The sequence below is a fragment of the Pseudoalteromonas piscicida genome, from assembly GCF_002744175.1.
Classification (GTDB): Bacteria; Pseudomonadota; Gammaproteobacteria; order Enterobacterales; family Alteromonadaceae; genus Pseudoalteromonas; species Pseudoalteromonas piscicida_B.
Genome location: NZ_NKHF01000015.1, coordinates 1 through 17,506 on the forward strand (window position 1 = coordinate 1; position 17,506 = coordinate 17,506).

The 17,506-nt window shown below is 45.7% G+C and carries 14 protein-coding genes; 5 read left to right on the forward strand and 9 right to left on the reverse strand.

Annotated elements, in window-relative coordinates:
• Window positions 1-245 precede the first annotated feature (245 nt).
• From CEX98_RS03355 to CEX98_RS03375, 5 genes are all read left to right on the forward strand, one after another.
• Window positions 246-1,493 carry an efflux RND transporter periplasmic adaptor subunit gene (locus CEX98_RS03355; protein WP_099640717.1) on the forward strand — a complete coding sequence of 416 codons (1,248 nt, stop codon included), beginning with the start codon at window positions 246-248 and terminating at the stop codon, window positions 1,491-1,493.
• Between the two features lie 10 nt (window positions 1,494-1,503).
• Window positions 1,504-2,211, forward strand: a complete 708-nt coding sequence (locus CEX98_RS03360; RefSeq protein ID WP_099640718.1) for an ABC transporter ATP-binding protein — start codon at window positions 1,504-1,506, stop codon at window positions 2,209-2,211.
• A complete protein-coding gene (locus CEX98_RS03365; RefSeq protein ID WP_099640719.1) occupies window positions 2,208-4,595 on the forward strand; it encodes an ABC transporter permease in 2,388 nt (795 codons plus the stop codon). Before CEX98_RS03360 ends, CEX98_RS03365 begins: the two co-directional genes overlap by 4 nt.
• Before the next feature lie 62 nt (window positions 4,596-4,657).
• The gene (locus CEX98_RS03370) at window positions 4,658-6,028 is read left to right on the forward strand and encodes a sigma-54-dependent transcriptional regulator (RefSeq protein ID WP_099640720.1); all 1,371 of its coding nucleotides are present in this window, start codon (window positions 4,658-4,660) and stop codon (window positions 6,026-6,028) included.
• 8 nt (window positions 6,029-6,036) lie between these two features.
• Window positions 6,037-7,332, forward strand: a complete 1,296-nt coding sequence (locus tag CEX98_RS03375) for a sensor histidine kinase (protein WP_242441606.1) — start codon at window positions 6,037-6,039, stop codon at window positions 7,330-7,332.
• Between the two features lie 40 nt (window positions 7,333-7,372).
• On the opposite strand, the gene CEX98_RS03380 is transcribed toward CEX98_RS03375, so the two are convergent.
• From CEX98_RS03380 to CEX98_RS03415, 9 genes are all read right to left on the reverse strand, one after another.
• Window positions 7,373-8,512: a PAS domain-containing protein gene (locus CEX98_RS03380; protein ID WP_099640722.1), complete on the reverse strand. Its 1,140-nt coding sequence runs from the start codon at window positions 8,510-8,512 to the stop codon at window positions 7,373-7,375.
• Between the two features lie 153 nt (window positions 8,513-8,665).
• Entirely contained in the window at window positions 8,666-9,757 is a 1,092-nt protein-coding gene (locus CEX98_RS03385; RefSeq protein ID WP_099640768.1) for an NAD(P)/FAD-dependent oxidoreductase, read from the reverse strand.
• Between the two features lie 8 nt (window positions 9,758-9,765).
• A complete protein-coding gene (locus CEX98_RS03390) occupies window positions 9,766-11,718 on the reverse strand; it encodes a LodA/GoxA family CTQ-dependent oxidase (RefSeq protein ID WP_099640723.1) in 1,953 nt (650 codons plus the stop codon).
• Window positions 11,719-12,136: 418 nt separating this feature from the next.
• On the reverse strand, window positions 12,137-13,147 hold the full coding sequence (locus tag CEX98_RS03395) for a phage late control D family protein (protein ID WP_099640724.1): 1,011 nt from the start codon (window positions 13,145-13,147) through the stop codon (window positions 12,137-12,139).
• Window position 13,148: 1 nt separating this feature from the next.
• Window positions 13,149-13,364, reverse strand: coding sequence for a tail protein X (locus CEX98_RS03400; RefSeq protein WP_099640725.1), 216 nt, complete (start codon window positions 13,362-13,364; stop codon window positions 13,149-13,151).
• Window positions 13,365-13,380: 16 nt separating this feature from the next.
• Complete coding sequence (locus CEX98_RS03405) at window positions 13,381-13,821, reverse strand: phage tail protein (protein WP_099640726.1); 441 nt, start codon at window positions 13,819-13,821, stop codon at window positions 13,381-13,383.
• Window positions 13,822-13,837: 16 nt separating this feature from the next.
• A complete protein-coding gene (locus CEX98_RS03410) occupies window positions 13,838-16,984 on the reverse strand; it encodes a phage tail protein (RefSeq protein WP_099640727.1) in 3,147 nt (1,048 codons plus the stop codon).
• 131 nt (window positions 16,985-17,115) lie between these two features.
• Window positions 17,116-17,241 (reverse strand): hypothetical protein, encoded by a 126-nt coding sequence (locus CEX98_RS23425; RefSeq protein ID WP_017218950.1) that lies wholly within the window; start codon window positions 17,239-17,241, stop codon window positions 17,116-17,118.
• A 5-nt stretch (window positions 17,242-17,246) separates the two neighbouring features.
• Window positions 17,247-17,504, reverse strand: coding sequence for a phage tail assembly protein (locus tag CEX98_RS03415; RefSeq protein WP_010378399.1), 258 nt, complete (start codon window positions 17,502-17,504; stop codon window positions 17,247-17,249).
• Window positions 17,505-17,506: the final 2 nt, after the last annotated feature.

Below are 17,506 nucleotides of genomic sequence, written 5' to 3' on the forward strand. Positions count from 1 at the left end.
ACTTTACTCTAACCTAGATAAAACCAGACCCTGAGAAAAATCGCAACAAAAAATTACATAAATTAAACAAAAAGGTGATTTCATCCTTTCCCAATATCACAATTTTTATTTTCGAAACCGCAAAAAACACGCCATCCCCAGCAAGTAAAAAACAAAAAACACAATAATTTCAAATAATTAATTTTTGGCATACGACTTGTTATCAACAAAGTAATAACAACCTTCATTCCAACAGAGACATCAACATGGATATACAAGTCGAACATAAAAAGCGCAATAAGGTTAACTGGTTGTGGGCTGTTGGCGGAACCGTTTTCGCCGTATTTATTATATGGCTGCTAATACAGCCCTCAGCGCAGGCATCATTACCCATAGCGAAAACATGGATTGCAGAAGTCCAGCAAGGGGATTTAGAGGTCAGTGTATCTGGATATGGTCAGCTTAAATCGAAAAAGCCGCGCCTGATCAGTGCCGCAAGCGATGCCACAGTCGAAGAGATCTTATTACGCCCTGGGGCCGAGGTGACGCCAGAAAGCATCATAATGAAGTTACAAGATGTCAATTTGGCACAGTCGTTAAAAGATGCCAAACGTAGTCTGGCTCAGTCACAGGAGCGGTACTTGCAGCTCGATATTAATCAACAACGAGAACGGCTCTCTCATCAGGCTGACTTAGAAATTCTAAGATCAGAGTTAGAAAGCGCTGAGCTGGAAGTAACCGCTCAAGGTGAGCTGGTCGAAGATGGCGTGGTTTCTAAGCTTGACTATCAACGCGCGGTACTTACCCACCGGCAACTCAAACGCCGCATTGATATTGAGCAACAGCGGCTCTCACAATTAGAAACCTTACACAAAGCTAATTTGCAGCTTGCGCAATCAAATATTGATGCCAGTAACGAAGCATTTTTGTTGGTGCAAGACAGGGTAAATAAGCTCACTGTTCGGGCTGGTATCAAAGGAGTACTACAACAACTTCATGTTGAGCTTGGGCAAAGCGTGTCTCTTGGCACCCAACTAGTGTTGGTCGGTAGTACCATAGATTTATATGCCCAGTTACAGATCCCGCAAGCTTATGCTCAGCAAATAAAGTTACATCAGCAAGTTAGCATCAACACCCGTAGCGATTTAATTACAGGTCAAGTATCGCGCATTAATCCTATGGTCCAAAATGGCAATATTGAAGTTGAAGTAACCTTGCCTACAAACTTGCCTTCAAGCGCCCGTCCAGAGCTCAACATTGAAGGAAAAGTAGCGATAGACACGCTCAAATCGGCCTTGTTTATTGATAAACCAGTCGGAGCTAAGCCCTTTAGTAACGCGACCTTGTATCGTGTTGACAAAGAAAACCAACAAGCTCATGCAATTCAAGTACACTATGGCGCAGAAACAGCGCAACATATCCAACTGTTAGACGGCGCAGCCATTGCTCAGCAGTTTATTTTGTCGGATATGGCAAGCTATGCAAATGCCCCCGTAGTGACTTTGAGTAAATAAAGGAAAAACAATGAATAATAAACACGTTATTGAACTTAAAAACATCACTAAGAAGTTTGTGCTTGGCGGCATGGAAACACAGGCTTTGCGCGGGGTAAACCTAACAGTGAATGAAGGAGAGTATCTATCTATTTCAGGGCCTTCAGGCTGCGGTAAGTCAACACTGTTGAATATTCTCGGACTATTAGATAGCCCAAGTACTGGTACTTACACCATTGCAGGGAATGATGTTAGCAACCTCGATGTTAATCAAAGAGCAACATTAAGAAATAAGCATATTGGCTTTGTGTTTCAGTCATTCAATCTTATTGACGAGCTCAGCGTATTTGACAACATTGCCTTACCCATAAAGTACAGCGACTCCCCCCTTACAGGCTCGGCCCTAAAAGCGCAAGTGATGGCTTGTTTAGACCTAGTGCAGATGACACACAGAACTGAGCATAAACCCAATCAGCTCTCTGGCGGACAACAGCAACGTATTGCCATCGCCCGTGCGCTCGCCAATCAGCCAGATATTCTACTCATTGACGAACCTACCGGTAACTTAGATTCAAAAAATGGCGATGCCGTAATGCGCATGCTCAGCGACCTTAATGACAAAGGCACCAGCATGTGTATGGTTACTCACGACCCTAGATATGCAGAGATGGCAAAACGTAAACTGTTCTTACTGGATGGGGTAATGGTAGACGAAATGAACTTGGAGATGGTGGGATGATAAAAGAGGAATGTAAGCTTGCACTTTCAAACCTTAGGAGGCTCCCAGGGTTCAGCCTAACTGTGCTGGTTACGCTCGCGTTGACGCTAGCTGCACTGACTGTAGTCATTAATATCAACCATAGGTTGATCACACAACCGTTACCTTACCCAGATGCCGACAAGCTTTGGGTCACAGACCAAAGTGAAACTATTAATGGCGAAACTCAGTATGGTTTTCAGCTACTTTCTACTCAGTTTCAACTTTATCAAGACCAACAATTTATCGACAAAATGGCGATGATGCATTTGGCCTCAACGAGGTTGATGGATGTAAAAGAGATGCCGACCGTTGATGTTATGCGAGTCACCCCAGAGTTTTTTGAGCTGCTAGGCACACCACTACATCTAGGTAGAGCGCTAAAACAAGACGAAGGCGTTAGCGATGAACAAAAGGTCTTGGTATTGAGCTATCAATCTTGGATAACGCATTTTAATGCAGACACTGAAGTCATAGGCAGTTACACCACCCTCAACCAAACACGCTATCAAATTGTCGGTGTAACAGGGGAAGCGTTTGAAGTCCCAGAAGTTTTTGGTGGATTTCCAGTCAGTGGGTTTAGTAGCTTTCCAGATCCTGTCACCACTACATCTCACTGGAATAACATTAGTAGCCAATTTAACGGCATTGCCAAGCTAAAGCCTGGTGCCAATATAGATCAGGTGAATCATAGCCTTGGCGAGCAAATTAATACTTTATATCAAGCGCGAGAAAATGTGGCTCCTAACACACGAATTGGGGCTCGATTTACACCACTGCGCGACAAAATCATTGCCCAAACGGACGAGCTTGCTGTTACGTTACTCTTCTCTGCCGCTGTTTTAGTATTGATTGCACTCACCAATGTGGTCAATTTATTCCTCTCAAGAGCGGCGCAAAAGCAACGCACTATGGCTATCCAAGCTGCACTCGGTGCAAAGCCAACCCACATTTTTATTAGTATGTTTTGCGAGAGTATGCTCTTGGTCGGTGCCGCTACAATAGTTGGATTGCTATTAGCTGAATGGTTGAATGTATGGTTAGCACACGACTTAAGTTATCTATTTAGCCGCATGCAAGGACTAACATTAGACTGGCCAACCATAGTGGTTGCTTGTGCACTTAGCCTAATTATCGCGCTGCTTATCGCTTGGTTTACCAGCAAGCAGGTCAATTACCATGCATTAACAGATGCCTTGCACAGCAGTGGTAAAGGCACAGGCGCGCAAATTTCCAAACGCACTCGTCACGTTTTGGTGGCACTACAAGTGTGCTTTGCCAGTATTTTACTGTTTTTAGCTGCGAACAAATTGGTTCCCGCTTACGCACAAATGACACACCCAACCGGCTTCGATACTGAACATTTATATTTTGTTCGTGTCGATGGCAGTGCCTCTGAGATAGACGGCTTTGAGCTCGGCAAGCAAATCAAGCAAGTTCTAATGGCTCAAGCAAGCGTCACTTCAGCGTCGGCAAGTTACACGTCACCACTACAAATGGGGTGGCAAAATTATTTGTATGACCAAAATATCACGCTACTTGGGATTGTCAGTCTGTCCTTTTATGATGAAGATGGCTTCACTGCCCTCTCCTTGCCGCTTCAGCAAGGAAGCGCATTTACTCCCATTGCGACTTCAGGCGCTGACAACAACGAGATTATTCTCTCAGCTTCACTGGCCAAACGCCTGTTTAAAGAGGAAAACCCTATTGGGCAAACCCTGTACGCAGACCGAGAAGTACCAAGAAAAGTGGTTGGGGTTGTCAGTGATATCTATGTGCCAACGGGCAATCGTGGCTATACCTTAGAGCGCTACTATTTGCCAGTTACAGAGGGCAGCACTGCGTTTATTGTCAAAGGCAGCTCACCGCTGTCCCAAGCACAGTTAACCAATGCGCTCAAAGCTATTCACCCTAGCCTTAACTTTTCTTTTTTTGAACCTGTGGAAACCATGCTTACTCAAAGGCTACGACAGACTTGGCTACAAGCAATGTTGACTGTGGCATTATTAGCCCTTACCTTAAGCTTAGCCGGAGCGGGAATTTATGGTGTGCTCAACTATAGTGTGCAAATGCGCCGCTATGAACTTGGGATCCATTTGGCTTTGGGCGCACATACAAACAAGTTAGTGACACAAGTACTCAAACAAAGCCTCACCCCTGTGATAATTGGCCTTGGAGTAAGCGCTGTGTTGGTAGCCTTAGGTTATCTAGTACTGTCCAAAACCAGTACAGAAGCTATCTCCGTAAGCTGGTTTGCGGTGTTTGTCACGCTCCCAGTTATGATGGTTATTGCGTTAACCGCAAGCTATTTACCGGTGCAAAAGGTGATAAACCAAGATCCTATAAAAGCACTAAGAAACGAATAATAACAACAGGAAGTAATAGGCAAAGTGCAGTAGAAACACGCTCACTTTGCCGATAAAACACTATGCAAGGTTCCATTTTAATCGTTGATGATAAGGCGGATATCCGTCTTAGCTTACAGTTTTTACTCAAAAACCACGGATTCACTGTTTTTCAGAGCAGTAACCTTCATGGTGCGGCTGAACAACTTGATCAGCACGAAATTGATATTGTATTGCTCGATATGAATTATGAGTTCGATACCACTTCAGGTGACGAAGGGCTCGGTTTTTTAAGCAAATATACCCCGCAAAGCAGCACAGTCTTTATTGCGATGACGGCTTGGTCTAGCGTCGAACTTGCCGTTGAAGCCATGCAGCGTGGCGCCAAAGACTTTTTTGCCAAACCTTGGGACAACCACAACTTGGTCATGATGGTAAAAAAGCATTTAGGGCTCAAGCAAATAGCGGCTAAAACGCAGACTTCCTCAGTGCCACCAAACACCTCGTCTCAAGTAAAAGCGACAGACACCGCTGAAAAGCTACTATGGTTAAGCCCGGCCATGACAGCATTAAAAACCAAGCTTGATAGGGTTGCTAAAACCAAGGCCAACATCTTACTCAGAGGAGAAAATGGCACTGGCAAGTCACACATCGCCAATTATATCCACCAGCAAAGTAACCTGACAGGCTCATTTGTCAGCACTAACATGGCTGCGATCCCTGAGTCATTATTTGAAAGTGAAATGTTTGGTCATGTGAAAGGTGCCTTTACCGATGCCAAGCAAGATAGGCAAGGCCGCTTCTCAATGGCCGAGGACGGAACCTTATTTTTGGATGAAATAGGCACGCTCACCGAGCCACAGCAAGCCAAGCTTTTAAGAGTGCTAGAAACGGGAGAATATGAAGCGGTTGGAGCAAACAAAACACAACTTGCAAGCTCTAGGATCATCAGCGCCACGAACGCAGATCTCGAGTTACAGCTGCAAATGGGGCAATTTCGCAGTGACCTATACTTTAGGTTAAATACAATGGAATTTGAGATCCCACCACTGAGGCAACGTCCCGATGAGATCATTCCACTTGCCAACTTTTTTATTCAGCAACACGCGAACACCTATGGGCTTGACCCTAAACCGCTTAGTGACACGGCGCAGACAACCTTAACAACGTATTCATTCCCAGGGAATATCCGTGAACTTAGCCATATGATGGAACGCGCTTTGTTACTTTGTGATAACGACGCAATCAGTGATTCTGACTTGTCTCTAAAGACCATCTCAAAAACACAAGCCGCGCAGCCTGAGATGATGACACTAGATCAAGCAGAGCAAAAATTAATAAAAATGGCATTAGCCCAATGCCACGAAAATGTCGAAGAAGCCGCGGCGCTGCTCGGGATCAGCAAAAGTGCACTCTATCGTCGCCTCGATAAATTCGAGATTAAAACTCGGTGAGCCCTTCTGTGAATAAACCCAATTTCGAACAAACCTTGTCGATTTTTTGTCTGGCTATTTGGTTGCTGTTTACCATACTAAGCGGTGCTTTTCTGGCTTTACTTGATGCCTCACAGCTGATCTATATCACCTATTTTGTGTTGGTGTTGAGCCCATTTGCGTTGCTGTTATATCATGCTAAACAGCATCTGCTACAGCCCTTTTATCACCTCTCAACTACCATAGAGGCGATTAAAAATGAAGAGTATGGGCAACGCTTTTATAGCGCCGATAAATCCGGCATACTGCACAGCCTACAGCATGAAACGCAGCAGCTGTGCGAACAACTCCAATCATTTAAGTCGGAGCGAGACCACCAAGCTATCTTATTATTTAGGCTTATTGAGCAATTACCCAGCCCCATCGCTATCTTTGATAACAATACCGCACTGGTTCACGCTAACGAAGCCTTCTCAAACTGGACCGGAAAGCCTTGGCAAAGTCAACGCTTGCTCAAAGCACATAAGTTTAGCCTTGAGTATGCAAATGGCCATTGGCATTTCAATCACCCAACGCTCAGTGAAAATTGGCAGCTGCGCTTCAGCGAGCTGACCATCGCGGGTATGCAGGCACATTTGGTCATCCTGACCGACGTACAAGCGGTGGTTAGTCAGGCACAACGTGATGCTTGGCAAAAAATGATCCGCGTGCTGAGCCATGAAATCCATAACTCACTTTCACCGATTAAGTCGCTTGCACAAACCTTAATAGAGATCCCAACAACAAAGGAAAACCAAGCCGACTTTGAACAGGCGCTCGGGGTTATTGTGCAAAGAAGTAATGGCTTGATGTCGTTCGTCAACCGCTATGCCAGCGTTGCAAAACAACACCAACTTAACCTTAACACCACATCAATACAGAACCTATTACAACCACTTGTAGGGCTATTTGACGGTCAAGTTAACTTGGCAGCCACAGCTGACTTTGTTATTCAGGTAGATCAAAGCTTACTCGAACAAGCATTGGTTAATTTAATCAAGAATGCCCTTGAAGCGAGTGCCAATGGCCATAACGTTGACGTGAATGCCTATCACAACGGCAAGTCTGCCTTTATTGAAGTACTTGATGAGGGACATGGAATAAATAATCTCGACAACTTATTTGTACCTTTTTATACAACAAAAGCATCGGGTAAGGGGGTTGGTTTGATCCTAGCCAAAAATATAATCGAACAACACGGCGGCACATTGAGCCTAACAAACCGTAAAGATAAACAAGGTGCCATTGCTCATGTACAGCTTCCTCTAGCACCTATAAAAACCTAGCTTCAGCACCACCTTGTTCTGCGCCACTTTTATGCTCAGCTCACTCCAGCATGTTGAGCATCGCAATTAACTGCCGTCCAGCCGCAATCGTATTGGTTTCACCGCTATAGATGTTTTCGCACTGCTTCGACTCAAACACTTCTTTTATCCACACAAAAAGATCTTTATTAAACATCGCCAACATTTCGATTGGAATATCTTTGCCGTCTAAATGCTTGGTTAAACAATCCGCTACCTCATCAATCAATAACGCACCGTCATTAAACTCAACACAAAAATACAAGCTATTGGCGAGCTCTTTATATAATTTAACAATCAATTCAATGCGCTGCTGTGAATAGCCGTTCGCTTGGATCAGGCCCACTTCGGCGTCTACTTCATCCATTGCTTCGAGTAAACAGGCAACATCATCCCCTTCAATCGGACATTCTTGCCAAAACTCATCCGCCGATTCCGGCTCTTTTTGCAACTTACTTGCAAAAGCGCCAAGATCATCAGGCCCCATATCGAAGAAAGCATCATCGAATAGCTCATTCACCTCATCGGAGCGCAAATTACCATTGAGTAGCTTTTCGTTTTTCTTGAGCTCCTCGAGTGTTTCATCAAATAATTCGATTGCCTCAGAAGTCATTTTTCCTCGACTTCGCATACGACGAGTTTCAGGGTCAACGAATGCTTGATTGTGAGACACTTTAAAGTAGAACTTCTTAAATACTTCTGTCGACTCTTGAATTTGCTCAGCAAGCCTTCGCAAGTTGGTCAAATCCTTTTGCATAGAAATGTAATGCGTAACAATACCTTGCTCGTTGCGAATGGCAGAAATGTTCCATTCTACTGGGTACATGCTGCCATCTTTGCGATAGTTAATGGACGAACCGTAGAAAAAACCATCGCGTTCAAGTGCATCACTGAGTTTAGCTATTACCCTTTTATTACTTTTTGGACCTTGTAAAATAGCCGGTGAATTCCCCACCAGCTCAGCCAACTCATAACCCGTATGGGTACAAAACTTGTTATTGGCATAGACAATTCGGTAGCCATGGGCGCGATCTGCATCTGTGATCACTACCGCATGATGAGAATGCATCAATACTTGTTTTAGCAGTTCTATTGCAGATGTTTGCTTTAGTAGTTGGCTGAAAAAGAGTGTTTCTTCAATGTTTTCTTGCTGAATAGACATTGGGCTCCCAAAACCGGATGCGGCTTGTTGATTCTATTATTAACAGTAGCGTAAATATCCATCCCTGCTAATTTTTTCAACATCACAGCGATAACCAACAACAACTAACTGATAAACCTAAAATCGGGATAACAACAGGTCGTGAGCAAGTTGTTATCCCGAGTTCAGGTTGATTAGTTTTGAGCCCTCATAAAAATGCTGCCTATGTGCTAAATAGTGCATCCATACCCTATCCATTTGAGACTGATACAGCTTTGCACCATGCTTGTAGTCTATCGAGTGTAAAAGCAACATATCAGCAAGCTGCATACTACTGGTCATGGCGTGTAACATGCCTTGAGAGGATAATGGGTCAAAACTCATACTGGCATCACCAACAGCGTACCAACCTTGTCCGGCACAACGATCCAAACGTGCAGAATTAGCACTTACCATCGGCTGTAGCTGTGCTGATGGTAACGCTACTAATTCTACCAAGGTATTAAATCCTCTAACCTGCCTGACCGCAGATAGAAAATGTTGAGCTGTGGTTATCTTGCTTTTTTTGATTACCTCAGCACTTGCCTGCCATGAGAATACTCGGGGCTGCATGCACTGATTGTGCCGCAAACATGCCGCACTTGGGGCGCTATACCACCAACCGTTTTCTTCATCGCTTATCACGGCAAATTGCTTTGTAGTAGCCACTTCAGCTGTTAACCAAAGCGCCATCTGCTTATCAAATTGTTGTAGTTTAGCCCCCAATTGACGAGCTAGATGGCTCGCACGACCTGTCGCATCAATGAGTAACGATGATGTAATAGAAGTGACAGTCCCCTTCCCTTCGACTTGCAGCTGCCAAGTTGACCCTGCTTGCACTATATTCGTAAGTTTCGCCGATGATAACAGCGTCACACCGCGTAGCACTAACTCGTCACGTAGTTGCTGTTCAAAATGCTGCCGATGTAGATGCCAACCCAGGCCATCGGGGTTTTTCACATTATCAACTATCGTAGGGGTTTCACTCCCCCAAAATGACACCATTCCATGGCAAGTTAAATGCTCAGGGCTTTGTAACAAGTGCAGTAAATCAAGTTTTTTGAGAATTCTAGACGCAGCAGGTGGCAGACACTCGCCAACTTTGCTTTTTGCCTTAGCAAGTTTATCCACCACAACAACGTCATAATGACGACATAGGGCAAGTGCGGCAATGCATCCAGCAATGCCTGCACCTACAATGACGATATCCGATTTCCTTTCAGTCATAGCAACCATTAAGACTTACGACTACGACGATGTGCTTTGTCGGTTTGTGATAAGTCAGGACGACGGTCACCCATGCCTTGGGTGTTCATTATCATCATTTTCTCAGCTTTTAGCGCTGGCTTTTCAGGTGTTAGGCCCACTTGCATGGTGGTAGGAAAGCCCGTTACGCCAGGTTCTGTTTTTGGTAGTACCACCGCGAGATCTGCAAAATGCCTAACCATGCTGTTAATTTGCGCTTGGTAAAGATCCGCAGGTGCGGTATCTGTAGGTATCGGTAAATCATTTAGCCACAGTTCACGGTCGTTAAATGCGCTCTGACGGGTATCAAATGGCTGACTCTCATCGACCACAGTTTGATAATTGCGCTCATTCAACATGTTATTTGGTACACGCGCAGGCCAAAAAGTGGGGAGGTACGGGTCATAGGCTTGATTATAGCCGTCTCGACAACTGGCTGTATCGGTTTGCCATGGAATAGCCATCCAGCGAGTAATTCCCCCTGCAACCTGTCCTGTGAGTAGTGGACCGCTTGAGTGCAATGCTATTTCGGGCGTCATTTCAACGCCATAATTGGTGCCATGAGTTGGGGCTGTATCTTGTGCATGCTTGAGCCTAAATGCTTCGCTATACATGCCCGCGGTGCGCATTGGCCATGTCATTTCACAGCCAGGGTGAAAAGCATCCGCTAAACAAAATTCCATTGCCGCTTTTGTCAGCATATCAGGCTGCTCAGCAACCGGGAGTTCGTCAATATTAGTTGGCGCTCGACTTTTTGGGTCATAATCAGACTCAAACTCACCGTTCGACCACTGTTGTAACATATGTAGCTGGATCTCTGTTAGCGTTACAAACTGCCTCGGCGAATCGTCTGCTTCAACACTCATGGCATCACCATATAACCAAGGCCAAAGCTGTGGTGCTGCTGCGGCAAACTTTGGATCCCAACTATGCTTTTTGTCTTCGCTGGTTACTTTTTCGATTTGTCTAAAATTGTTGAATAGGTTACGCCTAGCCTCGCGCCAAGTGTCAGAATTATCGTTTAAACGGCTGATCCAGGCCTCTGAGGTAAAATCGAATGGACTATTCCAACCGAACCCAGCAGCAAACCCAGCATTTACCCACTGTAAGTTGGTCAGCCTTTGAAAAATGGGCAAAATATCTTTACTAAACGAAGGTTTACCACTTGGTGCTGGGAGCATTTTGGCATCCACAGCCACTTGGCGCATTAAATCCCACATAGTACGAGGAGATTTTTGCATCGGTGCATAATCTGGTGGCGCACAAATAACCCAAGCTGGTTTTACTTCTAGTGATTTGCCCTGATAAGTAACCTCAGCCGTTATCGGGCCGTCCGATGTATCATCATACCAGCCTTCATTATTGCCAAACGTAACCGCTTCTTGACCTTGCGGGTTTTCAGACACCCCACGCCCTCCAAGCATGATTAGCCGTCCTTTTTCGTCAGTACGCATCTCACCGAGGTAAACTTTTGTATCGGCAAAATAACCTTCAAAACGACTGCAACCACATCCAGAGTTGGTCCCGCTGATCTGTTGCTCACCACCGTCAATTAATAGCGACTGACGGTCTTTTACATTGAGGTTGCGTAGCAAACTAGGTGGAGCTTCAAGGGCTTCGGGAATATCCAGTGCTAGCTGAAACTCATACCATGATGATTTTTGATTGGCCAGACGAGCGCGCCACGTAATAGCCGTACTGTCATCGCAAAGTAGCTCTTTAACAATATTTCCCTGAGCATCTAGACCATAAATGCGAAAACGGGCTGCTTGGCGCTTGAGTGCGCCGGTTTTATCGCGATAGAAATTGGTGTCTCTTGGAATGGCAGTATCGACCTCTGGGCCAATAAAAAATTCTTCTGGGCTGTTACCGACACGCATCACACCTATAGGTGGATAAATAGCGGCAGAAACAATGGGGTTGTGATTGCAGTGGTGCGACATGTTGTAATCCTTTTTGCTGGTATTTAAGTGCTAGAAGCATCACTGAGTGTAGAAGTAAATTGTACTAAGCACCATTACATTAGATTACACAAGGAAAGAGGCCAGAGCCTCAAAATGAGGATGGCCCACATGGAGAAAGGGAGATATCTCACTCATGAACGGTGAGATAAAAATACACCCTGTGCGGGACACAAGGAGAAAGGAAAATCATAAAGGCGGGAAAGCCGCAACCTGGCTCTGGCTGCGGTCTTAATGGATTAGTTAAAAGGGGTTAGGTTTGACTATTCAGACTTAATCGAACCTGCACCAAACATGGACAAGCATCAAAACCCGTCACGGAACAGCAATCCCAAAATACCCAAGCGGTATTAAAGGTCGCTGTTCTGTTTTTTTGATCTGAGCTTCTATATTCGATTGACTAATTTAAGGCTTCGCAAATTAGGTGGCTTTTAAAACCAGCATGGTTGATGATGTGCTTTACTTCAGTAATAAACCAATCCCCATTGAGGTTTTCATCCACTTCCTCAAGCGTGACGACACCGCCGGCAACTAGAGCAGGATCGCCAACAACCGACAGATGCAGCTCATGATGCGCGCGACCGAGCCGTTGCAACATCGACTTTGCAGCAGCTTTAGCTTGAGCTTCATCATAATAAACATAAGAAAGTGTCGTTTGTGGTGAGCCACCGCCAACACTCACCTGTGTTTTTTGCGCCAGCGTCTTATCATAAAAATAGGCGTTAACTGCTTTTATCAGCTTATTGTGATCCGCATTCAACCGCCATGCTGTTATCTGAGCCTTGCCAAGCGCTGCACTGGGTAACGCTTTACCAGTAAGCGATTTGCCCGTGCCTTTAGCCATAAAAATAAGCTTGTCATCAACAATTTTCATAATGGCATCAAACTGTACAGCAAGTTTACTCAGCAATTGCATATCGCTTTCGCTTTGTTCTATATGTGGGATCTCGAGGCCTGAAAATGCCTCTCCGATTTTTGCCTGCAAGCCATATTCTCCAGCAATCTCTTTGATAAGCTTATCTAATTTCAACGGTTCATCTTTGCCCTCGGGAGGCCATGAGCGGACTTTTAACGCCTTAAAATCCTTATCCCACAACACTTTATTGCCGAATAAAGTCAATGATCGGTTTGGCCCCGTCAGTTCATAGGCACCAACTTCAAAGAGCCCCAATTTGGTCGATGGTGCACTTTGATCTTTTGTGCCTTCTTTGTAGCCCATTGCAATTTCTAGCTTATCGTCAGGTGCAGGTAAGGCAATAGGCGCATCCGCTAAATTATCAAAACGGACATAACAAGTATCACTCGCCAGCCCAGTACGCGTAGTTACACTGACTTCCACCAGGCGGTTTTTGAGGGTTTTTGATACTTCATTACCGTTCGCCTTGATAGAATAATGTGGTTGTAAGTCCATATTAGTCCCAAATATTAATCACATTCGACACCGTAGGTTTGGCGATTTCAGGTAAGAAAATACTGACTTGTTCGGGGTACACAGGACCTAACTCGGCCAATCCATGATTGGCCTCAAGTACCTTTTCTACCATACCGCTGCTGCGCCCATAGTGTTTAAAACAAATGAGGTCGAGACAGTCTCCATCTCGTGTAATATACGTAACCCCTTTACTCATTTTGACTCCTTATCGGTTACCCGATTTGATAGCGGCAGAGTTCCATTGAAAACTGTATTTCTCTTGGGATCCCATCGTTAAAAAATAGGGTTCGAGTTTCGCTGATCCGCTTGATCACCCATTTACCCATGACCCGTCCTACACTCGGGCTAGATTTTCCACTTTCTTCAACATATCCGAGCGTCATCGGCTCACCTTTCTCGGCTTCCTTACGCATCATATCGAGCTGCTTTAGTCCGTTATCTACAATCTGTGGAAATATTACCCCCTCAATGCTCAAAGACTGCTCCCCGACACCGATAAACTGCATCGGTGGAGAGTTTTTATCCGTCTGAGAGTCGTGAGTTTGCCAGCGATATTGCGCATCATATTGGAGTTTATTGAACGCAGCGGTACTTACCGAAAACTTATAATCTCCAAGCTGCATCATATGCTTAGCGTGATTTACTTTACTCATTTGGCCCTCTGTCGTTTTATGCTACTTGGTTGTAATAACGTGCACTTAGCGCTTGTTCGGCCTGCTGCTGTTGTTGCTCTAAAATCTGCTTAACTTGCTGAGCCACTTCATGTGCTTGTTGGCCATCCTTAGCATGCACAGTGATATTGGCGTTAACCGTCACAGCTCCCGCTTCAGAGCGCGTTGTTGAGGCTGAATAGGACTCAGCTGGGGTGGTCGTATTACGATGGATTAAGCTAGTTGGTTCTGGCATCTTAGCTGGTTCAGTTTGACGTCCTTTACCTTCACTAAACCACCCCTTTATGCGCTCACTAACAAAGTTATTGGTGAGATAACCCGCCATAGGCGCGGCCATTTTCACATACGGATTTTTGCTCTTAGATAATGCTCCTGACACAACGTCAGCTGAGAACATTCCGCCGAGCGTGCTACCGATCACACCGGTCTTTTCTTTTACCGAGAGTGAATCATTATTTAACGCTTCCCAGACGGTATGTGCATTTAATGCACGACCCGCTATATCGCCCGCTTTGCTTACATGATGAACTCTGCTATTCGTGATACCTTGATGTGAAGCGAACGCAGCAGCCGTACCAGATGCCAAGTTTAATTCGTTGATCGCATTACCTTTGACAAAATCGACCACCGTATTGTTGGTCGAGGTCTCTGGCGGCAGTGCTTGGTCTGTGGCAGTGCTTTTTGCTGATGCAGGTTTATCATCCTTATCAGCTAACCACCCACCTAGCACACCGAGTGGCCCCATAGTGGCAAAGCTGCTCACCCCATCAAGCACTCGTTCACCAACAGAAGTTGTTGCTGAAGCGCTCGAGGGATCTTCACTATCACTTGAAAATACGCTTCCTAGCTTATCACCAAGCCATCCACCAATTGATTCGCCGCCCATGGCACCTAGAGCGCCACCTACAAGTCCACCAATTGCGGTGCCAACAACGGGCACTACCGAACCGATTGCTGCGCCAGCAGCAGCACCTGCCAGCGCGCCACCAGCCCCGCCAGCTGCGGCGCCAACCTGAGTGGTTTTTTGTTTTGCAGTTAATGTTTCGTCTGTGAGCGCACTCACAGCATCAAACGCGCCCAGTGCCACACTGAGCGGTGCGGCTGCACGCCCAAGTAGCCGCTTGGACCCTTTAAACACCTTGCCAAGTTTGCCGTCTTTCGCAGGGCTAAAACCACCAAGCTTTTGCATGCTAGCTTCATTCGCAGCAGGCGTAACTTTGATTTTTTTGGTTTTGGACCTAGATTTTGGTTGAGTAGTTTGGCTCTCTAACTGTGCTTTTACGTTGGGGGCTTTGCCTCCATCTAACAACTGTAATGCAGGTTTATTGGCTTTTCGTTTGTTGAGGCTACGCAACTTCTGTTCACGGGTCGCCGACGCTTTTTTGTCTTTGTGATAAGTTGACTGAGTCTGCCTGGTGCGCTTTCTACCACGTTTTTTACGCCCCTTTTTGCGCTTGGGCTTTTTCTCTTCGGCTTCACTTTCTAACTCAGCAAACGATTCAGATAAATCATCGCTAATACCGTCTAAGCCGAATTCACCAAATAGATCCGGCAAACTGTTGGTAAGAGAAGATAAATCGCCATTAAGTACGCCTTTTAAATCGATATTCGACAATAAATCAGCATGTTGCTCTAACAGGTTGGCCGCTTCTTGCAATCCAAAAGCATTGAGCAATTGCGGACCTGCACTCACCAAGGACTGAATATCGCCACCTAAAATCGCATCGACATCCAGTTTTTCCAACGCTGGCAGTGCGTTTTCAAGCACCCCAGCAGCCCCATCTAGTTCAAATGCTTGCAATAACGAAGGTCCTGCCGCCATTAAACTCGACACATCACCGCTGGCAATTTGTTTTAAATTAAGTTGTTTTAAACCAGGCACTGCCGCCTGTAATTTATCCGCAGCATCGCCAAGCTCAAAAGCTCTCAATACTTCAGGTGCGGCATCAACTAAACTGCCAAGCTCGCCATTCATCAAGCCTTTAAAGTCGAGCTTTTCTGCAATTGGCAATGCCGCACCTAGTGCTTGCGATGCTCCTTGCATATCAAACGCATCTAGTAACGCTGGTGCGTTTTGCAGTAGCGATTGCACATCACCATCAGCAATTGCGCCCAGGTCAAGCTGCTGTAATGCTGGCAATGCTGCAGAAACCGCCTTTGCTGCGCTGTCAAGTCCCGCTGCACCAAGCAGATCAGGTAATGTCGTAACCAGAGACCCCAGCTCTCCTTGCGCAAGCCCTGCCAGATCCAGCTGTGCTAATGCTGGTATTTCTTGAGCGAGTGTCTGGTTTAACGATGTTAAATCCACTGCATCCAGTAAGCTCGGTAGTGCTTGCTGGACACTGCTCAAGTCGCCTTCAATAAGCCCCGGTAAATCCAGTTGTGCCACAACTGGAGCAAACTGGGTGACTACCTTCGCTGCATCTTCAAAACCAAATTGAGTCAATAATTCAGGCGCGGCTTCGGTTAGCGAAGTGAGATCGCCCTCAAGTACTTTGCCTACTTGAATATTGCTTAGCGTTTTGCTGGTCTCAAGTAACTGTGTTGGTACGGCACCAAGGTCGATACTTGCAGCCAACTCAGGGAGTGATTGAACCAGCGCATCCGTATCTAAGCAAAATTGCTGCTGAGCGTCGTGAAAAGACTGGTTTTGCTTTGATGCGTTGGCCACAGCGGTCACTGCTGGCGCAACCGAAATGGCATTAAAGAGTGTAGGGATTTGCTCATTCAAAGCCGCAAGTTCAACGTCAACGGTTTGCGTTGCAGCACTAAAATCTAGTCCTGCGACTCGCTCAGATAACCCATCAATGGCATGCTGCAATGAATCAGGCAGTGCCAACATCACTTGATCCACTTGCTCAACCAACGGTTCGCTGGGCGTTGTGGCTTCACGCATTACTGGGGTTTCGAACTGCGGCATCGCTAAAGGTACTTCTGGTGCAAGGAGCGCACTGGCATTTAGCTGAGTCATGATGGAAATTAATTGCTGGATCTGCTCACCGGTTGCTGTCGCACTATTGTCATTCAATTTGGCAACTATGCTACCTAAGTGCGCGACTTGGTTAGCAAGTGCAGTTACCTGCGGCAACTTATTTTTGACCTTGTTCGCCTCTCGCGAACGCGCTGGTTTGTGTTTCTTTGTCATGGCGTTACCTGAGGAAAGTAAAGAAAAGTGAAACGCTTTAGCTTAGATAGTGTGTTCGCTACCTAAGCTAAAGCGTCTAAAAGTAGGGAGATTGGCCTCTAATGTAATTAAGAGGCCAGTGTAGTCATCGGTTAACCCGCTTCTGTCGCCTGTTTGTAATCAAGCGCTGCTTCGAACCACTCGATCAGTTCGTCTTCTGTCAGCGCGTTGAGTTCGGCCAAGCCCCAGCCGGTATATTTAGCTAGGGCTATGACCATGGCTTTTAAGCGCTTTGGCGGGACACGAGAAAAGCTTGGAGCGTTTCTCGCAGCTTGACAAAATCACTCCAATCAAGCTCTTCGATGATATCTGGAGAGACTTCGCATAAGTGCGAGAAATAACGGATTTCGCTTTCCGATTCGCTGATATCCGCTCTATCCACCATTAACCGATCGCGTACTTTTGGTCGTCTCATTGTCAGTTCTGCATACTCATGCCCATCGACCGTAATTGGGAATGCTAAGGTAATGATTTCTTTCATGG

Bases quoted from the DNA above. Each gene is read 5' to 3' on its own strand.
- CEX98_RS03355 (WP_099640717.1), top strand. From the start codon at position 246: ATGGATATACAAGTCGAACATAAAAAGCGCAATAAGGTTAACTGGTTG.
- CEX98_RS03415 (WP_010378399.1), bottom strand. From the start codon at position 17,504: ATGAAAGAAATCATTACCTTAGCATTCCCAATTACGGTCGATGGGCAT.
- CEX98_RS03385 (WP_099640768.1), bottom strand. From the start codon at position 9,757: ATGACTGAAAGGAAATCGGATATCGTCATTGTAGGTGCAGGCATTGCT.
- CEX98_RS03360 (WP_099640718.1), top strand. From the start codon at position 1,504: ATGAATAATAAACACGTTATTGAACTTAAAAACATCACTAAGAAGTTT.
- CEX98_RS03410 (WP_099640727.1), bottom strand. From the start codon at position 16,984: ATGACAAAGAAACACAAACCAGCGCGTTCGCGAGAGGCGAACAAGGTC.
- CEX98_RS03405 (WP_099640726.1), bottom strand. From the start codon at position 13,821: ATGAGTAAAGTAAATCACGCTAAGCATATGATGCAGCTTGGAGATTAT.
- CEX98_RS03370 (WP_099640720.1), top strand. From the start codon at position 4,658: ATGCAAGGTTCCATTTTAATCGTTGATGATAAGGCGGATATCCGTCTT.
- CEX98_RS03395 (WP_099640724.1), bottom strand. From the start codon at position 13,147: ATGGACTTACAACCACATTATTCTATCAAGGCGAACGGTAATGAAGTA.
- CEX98_RS03365 (WP_099640719.1), top strand. From the start codon at position 2,208: ATGATAAAAGAGGAATGTAAGCTTGCACTTTCAAACCTTAGGAGGCTC.
- CEX98_RS03400 (WP_099640725.1), bottom strand. From the start codon at position 13,364: ATGAGTAAAGGGGTTACGTATATTACACGAGATGGAGACTGTCTCGAC.
- CEX98_RS03380 (WP_099640722.1), bottom strand. From the start codon at position 8,512: ATGTCTATTCAGCAAGAAAACATTGAAGAAACACTCTTTTTCAGCCAA.
- CEX98_RS23425 (WP_017218950.1), bottom strand. From the start codon at position 17,241: ATGGTCATAGCCCTAGCTAAATATACCGGCTGGGGCTTGGCCGAACTC.
- CEX98_RS03390 (WP_099640723.1), bottom strand. From the start codon at position 11,718: ATGTCGCACCACTGCAATCACAACCCCATTGTTTCTGCCGCTATTTAT.